This window comes from Mycobacterium colombiense (assembly GCF_001953985.1).
In the GTDB taxonomy this organism is placed as follows: Bacteria; Actinomycetota; Actinomycetes; order Mycobacteriales; family Mycobacteriaceae; genus Mycobacterium; species Mycobacterium colombiense_B.
The window spans coordinates 20,350-27,201 of record NZ_MBEI01000038.1 but is presented as its reverse complement, the minus strand read 5'-3'; the positions used below and the strand labels follow the sequence as shown (position 1 = coordinate 27,201).

Sequence of the window (6,852 nt, the reverse complement as noted above, 5' to 3'; positions counted from 1 at the left end):
GGGCGGTTGCGGGGCGGGGCCGTGCGGGCGCGGCGCCGGGGTGCTGGGGCGCCCGGGCTGCAGACGGTCCCGCAGGAATTCGTCGCGCTCGTTCATGGGCTCCTCGCGTGCCGGACGGTAGTTTGTCGCGCCGATGGGCCGGCCGCGACGAACGTATTACGTGATAAGCGCCACGGTCCAACCTGCGACGCCGGGTGTGACCAATTCCCGTCCAGTATCTCTCGCCGCACCCCGCGCGCGAACCTGCAAACTCACAAGCGCGCGGCTCTGCGCAGCGGCGATGCCCCTTGGCTGGGCGCTGAGCACGCCCATGCCCGCGCCCAGCACCATCGGCAACCCACTTGGAGCGCACGTCAGCAAACTCTTTGCATGGGGTTGCGCGGAAACGGGAATCCCTGGAATACGCGCAGCTATGGAAAGAATTCGTGGCCCCGGGCAAGGGGCTGGCAGAATGGAGGGTCAAAGGCAGCAGCGAAATTTCCGGCGGTGCCAACTGGCGGTTAGACTTGGCGAAGTTGGCATGTCAGGCGGGTATTGTCATATCGTTTTACGACTTGTCGAGACCGGTTCCAGGCCACCGTTCAGAGCTGCACGGACATCCCGAACAGGATCATCTCCGCCTGGGGCACAGCCCATCGAGACAAGACCGACGGGGTTCTAGCCCGCAACCTCCGGGTGCGACCTCGATGGGGCCGGTGCGAACGGCCGCGCAGAACGTTCAGGTGAAGGGTCAGGTGCATATGACGCCCAAGCGCGTCGGGTTATACAACCCCGCGTTCGAGCACGACGCGTGCGGGGTTGCCATGGTCGTCGATATGCACGGCCGTCGTAGCCGCGACATTGTGGACAAGGCAATCACTGCGCTGCTGAACCTCGAACACCGGGGTGCCCAGGGCGCCGAGCCGCGCAGTGGCGACGGCGCCGGCATCATGCTTCAGGTCCCGGATGCTTTCCTGCGCGAGGTAGTGGACTTCGAGCTGCCCCCGGAGGGCAGCTACGCCACCGGCATCGCCTTCCTGCCGCAGTCGTCCAAGGACGCGGCGACGGCGTGTGCCGCGGTGGAGAAGATCGCCGAAGCCGAGGGCTTGACGGTGCTGGGCTGGCGCAACGTGCCCATCGACGACTCGTCGCTGGGCGCGTTGTCCCGCGACGCGATGCCCACCTTCCGCCAGGTGTTCATGGCGGGCGCATCCGGTATGACGCTGGAGCGCCGCGCCTACGTGGTGCGTAAGCGCGCCGAGCACGAACTGGGTACCAAGGGCCCGGGCCAGGACGGTCCCGGCCGCGAAACCGTCTATTTCCCCAGCCTTTCCGGTCGGACGTTCGTCTACAAGGGCATGCTGACCACGCCTCAGCTCAAGGCGTTTTACCTTGACCTGCAAGACGATCGGTTGACCAGCGCGCTGGGCATCGTGCACTCGCGGTTCTCTACGAACACCTTCCCCTCGTGGCCGCTGGCGCATCCGTTCCGCCGCGTCGCACACAACGGTGAGATCAACACCGTCACCGGCAATGAGAACTGGATGCGGGCCCGCGAGGCGCTGATGAAGACCGACGTTTTCGGCGCGGAAGCCGACGTCGAGAAGTTGTTCCCGATCTGTACGCCGGGGGCATCCGACACCGCCCGCTTCGATGAGGCGCTCGAACTGCTCCACCTGGGCGGGCGCAGCCTGGCCCACGCGGTGTTGATGATGATCCCCGAGGCCTGGGAACGCAACGAGTCGATGGACCCCGCGCGCCGGGCGTTCTACCAGTACCACGCCTCACTGATGGAGCCGTGGGACGGTCCCGCGTCGATCACGTTCTCCGACGGAACCATCATCGGCGCGGTGCTCGACCGTAACGGCTTGCGCCCCTCGCGAATCTGGGTCACCGAAGACGGCCTGGTGGTCATGGCGTCCGAGGCCGGTGTGCTGGACCTGGACCCGGCCAAGGTGGTCCGCCGGATGCGGTTGCAGCCCGGCCGCATGTTCCTGGTGGACACCGCGCAGGGCCGCATCGTCTCCGACGAGGAGATCAAGGCGGAGCTGGCCGCCGAGCACCCCTACCAGGAGTGGCTGGACAGGAACCTGGTGCCGCTCGACGACCTGCCGCAGGGCAACTACAAGCGGATGCCCCACGACCGACTGGTCAAGCGCCAGCAGATATTCGGCTACACCTACGAGGAACTCAACCTCTTGGTGGCGCCGATGGTGCGCAGCGGCGCCGAGCCGATCGGGTCGATGGGCACCGACACCCCGGTCGCGGTGCTCTCTCAGCGGCCCCGGATGCTCTACGACTACTTCCAGCAGCTCTTCGCGCAGGTGACCAACCCGCCGCTGGACGCCATCCGCGAGGAGGTGGTGACCAGTCTGCAGGGCACCACCGGCGGCGAGCGTGACCTGCTCACGCCGACCGAGCGCTCGTGTCACCAGATCTCGCTGTCGCAGCCGATACTGCGTAACCGGGAGCTGGCGAAGCTGATCAACCTCGACCCGGAGGACGAGGTCAACGGTCGCCCGCATGGCATGCGTTCCAAGGTGATTCGCTGCCTGTACCCGGTCGCCGAGGGCGGCGCCGGACTGGCCGCCGCGCTCGAGGAGGTGCGCGCGCAGGCGTCGGCGGTGGTCGCCGACGGCGCGCGCGTGATCATCCTGTCCGACCGCGAATCCGACGAGAAGATGGCGCCCATCCCGTCGTTGCTCGCGGTGGCGGGGGTGCACCACCACCTGGTGCGCGACCGGACCCGGACCCACGTCGGGCTGGTGGTGGAAACCGGTGACGCCCGCGAGGTGCACCACATGGCCGCGCTGGTCGGCTTCGGTGCGGCGGCGATCAACCCGTACATGGCGTTCGAGTCCATCGAGGACATGCTCGATCGTGGCGTCATCGAAGGCATTGACCGCAAGACGGCGCTGAGCAACTACATCAAGGCCGCCGGCAAGGGCGTGCTGAAAGTCATGTCCAAGATGGGCATTTCGACGGTGGCGTCCTACACCGGCGCCCAGTTGTTCCAGGCGGTCGGCATTTCCGAGGACGTGCTCAGCGAGTACTTCACCGGCCTGAGCTGTCCCATCGGCGGCATCACCCTGGACGACATCGCCGCCGACGTCGCCGCGCGGCACGCGCTGGCCTACCTGGATCGGCCGGACGAGCGGGCCCACCGCGAGCTCGAGGTCGGCGGGGAATACCAGTGGCGCCGCGAGGGCGAGTACCACCTGTTCAACCCCGAGACCGTCTTCAAGCTGCAGCACGCCACTCGCACCGGCCAGTACAAGGTGTTCAAGGACTACACCCGCCTGGTCGACGACCAGAGCGAGCGGATGGCGTCCCTGCGTGGGTTGCTCAAGTTCCGGGCCGGGATCAACCCCCCGATACCCCTGGAGGAAGTCGAGCCCGCCAGCGAGATCGTCAAGCGCTTCTCGACCGGCGCGATGAGCTACGGCTCGATCTCCGCCGAGGCGCACGAAACGCTGGCCATCGCGATGAACCGGCTGGGTGGCCGGTCCAACTGTGGTGAGGGCGGCGAAGACGTCAAGCGGTTCGACCGCGATCCCAACGGCGACTGGCGGCGCAGCGCGATCAAGCAGGTCGCCTCCGGGCGGTTCGGCGTCACATCGCACTACCTGACGAACTGCACCGACATCCAGATCAAGATGGCCCAAGGCGCGAAACCCGGTGAGGGCGGCCAGCTCCCGGGGCATAAGGTGTACCCGTGGGTCGCCGAGGTTCGCCACTCCACCCCGGGCGTCGGCCTGATCTCGCCGCCGCCGCACCACGACATCTACTCCATCGAGGATCTAGCGCAGCTGATCCACGACCTGAAGAACGCCAACCCGGCCGCACGGGTGCACGTGAAGCTGGTCTCCGAGAACGGCGTCGGCACGGTGGCCGCGGGGGTATCCAAGGCCCACGCCGACGTGGTGCTGATCTCCGGGCACGACGGCGGCACCGGTGCGACGCCGCTGACTTCGATGAAGCACGCCGGGGCTCCGTGGGAGCTGGGGCTGGCCGAGACGCAGCAGACGTTGCTGCTGAACGGATTACGCGACCGAATCGTGGTCCAGGTCGACGGTCAGCTCAAGACGGGGCGCGACGTGATGATCGCGGCGCTGCTGGGCGCCGAGGAATTCGGCTTCGCCACCGCGCCGCTGGTGGTCTCCGGCTGCATCATGATGCGGGTCTGCCACCTGGACACCTGCCCCGTCGGGGTGGCCACCCAGAACCCGGTGCTGCGCGAACGCTTCACCGGCAAGCCCGAGTTCGTCGAGAACTTCTTCATGTTCATTGCCGAAGAGGTCCGCGAATACATGGCGCAGTTGGGATTCCGCACGATCAACGAGGCCGTCGGCCAGGTGAAGTCGTTGGACATGACGCTGGCGCGGGCCCACTGGAAGGCGCACCGGCTGGATCTGGCCCCGGTTCTGCACGAGCCCGAATCCGCGTTCATGAATCAGGACCTGTACTGCAGCTCGCGCCAGGACCACGGCCTGGACAAGGCGCTGGACCAGCAATTGATCGTGATGAGCCGCGAGGCGCTGGACTCCGGAACGCCGGTGCGGTTCTCCACGACCATCAGCAACGTCAACCGCACGGTGGGCACCATGCTCGGCCACGAGGTCACCAAAGCCTATGGCGGACAAGGGCTGCCGGACGGCACCATCGACATCACCTTTGACGGGTCGGCGGGTAACAGCTTCGGCGCGTTCGTGCCGCGGGGCATCACGCTGCGCGTCTACGGCGACGCCAACGACTACGTCGGTAAGGGCCTGTCGGGCGGGCGGATCGTGGTTCGGCCGTCGGACGACGCGCCCCAGGACTACGTCGCCGAGGACAACATCATCGGCGGCAACGTGATCCTGTTCGGCGCGACCAGCGGCGAGGCGTACCTGCGCGGCGTCGTCGGCGAGCGGTTCGCGGTCCGTAACTCCGGGGCGCACGCCGTCGTCGAGGGCGTCGGCGACCACGGTTGCGAGTACATGACCGGCGGCAAGGTTGTCGTCCTCGGTCGCACCGGCCGTAATTTCGCGGCGGGCATGTCCGGCGGCGTGGCCTACATTTACGATCCGCAGGGCGAATTCCCAGGCAATCTCAACGCGGAGATGGTCGAGCTCGAGAGCTTGGATGAAGATGACTACGAGTGGTTGCACGGCATGATTCAGGCACACGTTGATGCCACCGATTCCGCTATCGGCCAGCGGATTCTGGGTGACTGGCCGCAACACCAGCGGCACTTCGCCAAGGTGATGCCGCGGGACTACAAGCGGGTGTTGCAGGCCATCGCCGAAGCGGAACGCGACGGCGTGGAGGTCGACAAGGCGATCATGGCGGCCGCGCATGGCTGATCCGAGCGGCTTCCTGAAATACACGCATCGGGAACTGCCGAAGCGCCGGCCTGTCCCGATCCGGTTGCGCGACTGGCGTGAGGTCTACGAAGAATTCGACAACGAGACCTTGCGCGAGCAGGCGACCCGCTGCATGGACTGCGGTATTCCCTTCTGCCACAACGGTTGCCCGCTGGGCAACCTGATTCCGGAGTGGAACGACCTGGTGCGCAGGGACCGGTGGCGCGACGCCATCGAACGGCTGCACGCCACCAACAACTTCCCGGACTTCACCGGTCGCCTGTGTCCCGCTCCCTGCGAGCCGGCCTGTGTGCTCGGCATCAACCAGGATCCGGTGACGATCAAGCAGATCGAGCTGGAGATCATCGACAAGGCCTTCGACGAGGGCTGGGTCCGGCCGTTGCCGCCGGACACGACGACCGGGAAAAAGGTCGCCGTGGTCGGTTCCGGGCCGGCGGGCCTGGCCGCCGCCCAGCAGCTGACTCGCGCCGGCCACACCGTCACCGTGTTCGAGCGGGCCGACCGCATCGGTGGACTGCTGCGCTACGGCATCCCGGAATTCAAGATGGAAAAGCGCGTCCTCGACCGCCGGCTTGACCAGATGCGGGCCGAGGGAACGGAATTCCGGACCGGGGTCAACGTCGGAGTCGACATCACCGCCGAGCAACTGCGCGCCGACTTCGACGCCGTGGTGCTGGCCGGCGGTGCCACCGCCGCGCGTGATCTGCCGATCCCCGGCCGGGAACTGGACGGGATTCACCAGGCGATGGAGTACCTGCCGTGGGGTAACCGCGTGCAGGAGGGTGACGACGTGCTGGGGCCCGACGGGGAGCCGCCGATCACCGCCAAGGACAAGAAGGTCGTCATCATCGGTGGCGGCGACACCGGGGCCGACTGCCTGGGTACCGCGCACCGCCAGGGCGCGACGATCATCCACCAGTTCGAGATCATGCCGCGCCCGCCGGAGACGCGCGCCCCGTCCACCCCGTGGCCGACCTACCCGCTGATGTACCGGGTGTCCTCGGCGCACGAAGAGGGCGGCGAGCGGGTGTTCTCGGTCAACACCGAGGAATTCGTCGGCGAAGACGGTCGCGTGACGGCGCTCAAGGCGCACGAGGTGACCATGCAGGACGGCAAGTTCGTCAAGGTGGAGGGATCCGAGTTCGAACTCGAGGTCGACCTGGTGTTGCTGGCGATGGGCTTCGTCGGCCCCGAGAAGGAGGGCCTGCTCACCGACCTCGAGGTGAAGCTCAGCGAGCGCGGCAACGTCGCGCGCGGCGCCGATTTCGACACGTCGGTGCCGGGCGTCTTCGTCGCCGGTGACATGGGGCGCGGCCAGTCGCTGATCGTCTGGGCGATAGCTGAGGGCAGGGCCGCCGCGGCCGCGGCGGACCGATTCCTGATGGGGTCGACCGCGCTGCCGGCGCCGGTCAAGCCCACCGCGGTACCGCTTCAGTAGTAACACCAGTCACACCTGAAACACGCCCGGCTTCGCTCGGCGAGTCTCCCACTGTTTGCCAGACGGTTG

The 6,852-nt window shown here is 67.1% G+C and carries 2 protein-coding genes; both read left to right on the top strand.

What is annotated here, in order from left to right; translation table 11 throughout:
- The first annotated feature begins 740 nt into the window (after nt 1-740).
- Nucleotides 741-5,324, top strand: coding sequence for a glutamate synthase large subunit (gene gltB / locus A5732_RS08370; RefSeq protein ID WP_076101935.1), 4,584 nt, complete (start codon nt 741-743; stop codon nt 5,322-5,324).
- Nucleotides 5,317-6,783, top strand: a complete 1,467-nt coding sequence (locus A5732_RS08365; protein WP_076055600.1) for a glutamate synthase subunit beta — start codon at nt 5,317-5,319, stop codon at nt 6,781-6,783. Before gltB ends, A5732_RS08365 begins: the two co-directional genes overlap by 8 nt.
- Nucleotides 6,784-6,852: the final 69 nt, after the last annotated feature.

Bases quoted from the DNA above. Each gene is read 5' to 3' on its own strand.
- gltB (WP_076101935.1), top strand. From the start codon at position 741: ATGACGCCCAAGCGCGTCGGGTTATACAACCCCGCGTTCGAGCACGAC.
- A5732_RS08365 (WP_076055600.1), top strand. From the start codon at position 5,317: ATGGCTGATCCGAGCGGCTTCCTGAAATACACGCATCGGGAACTGCCG.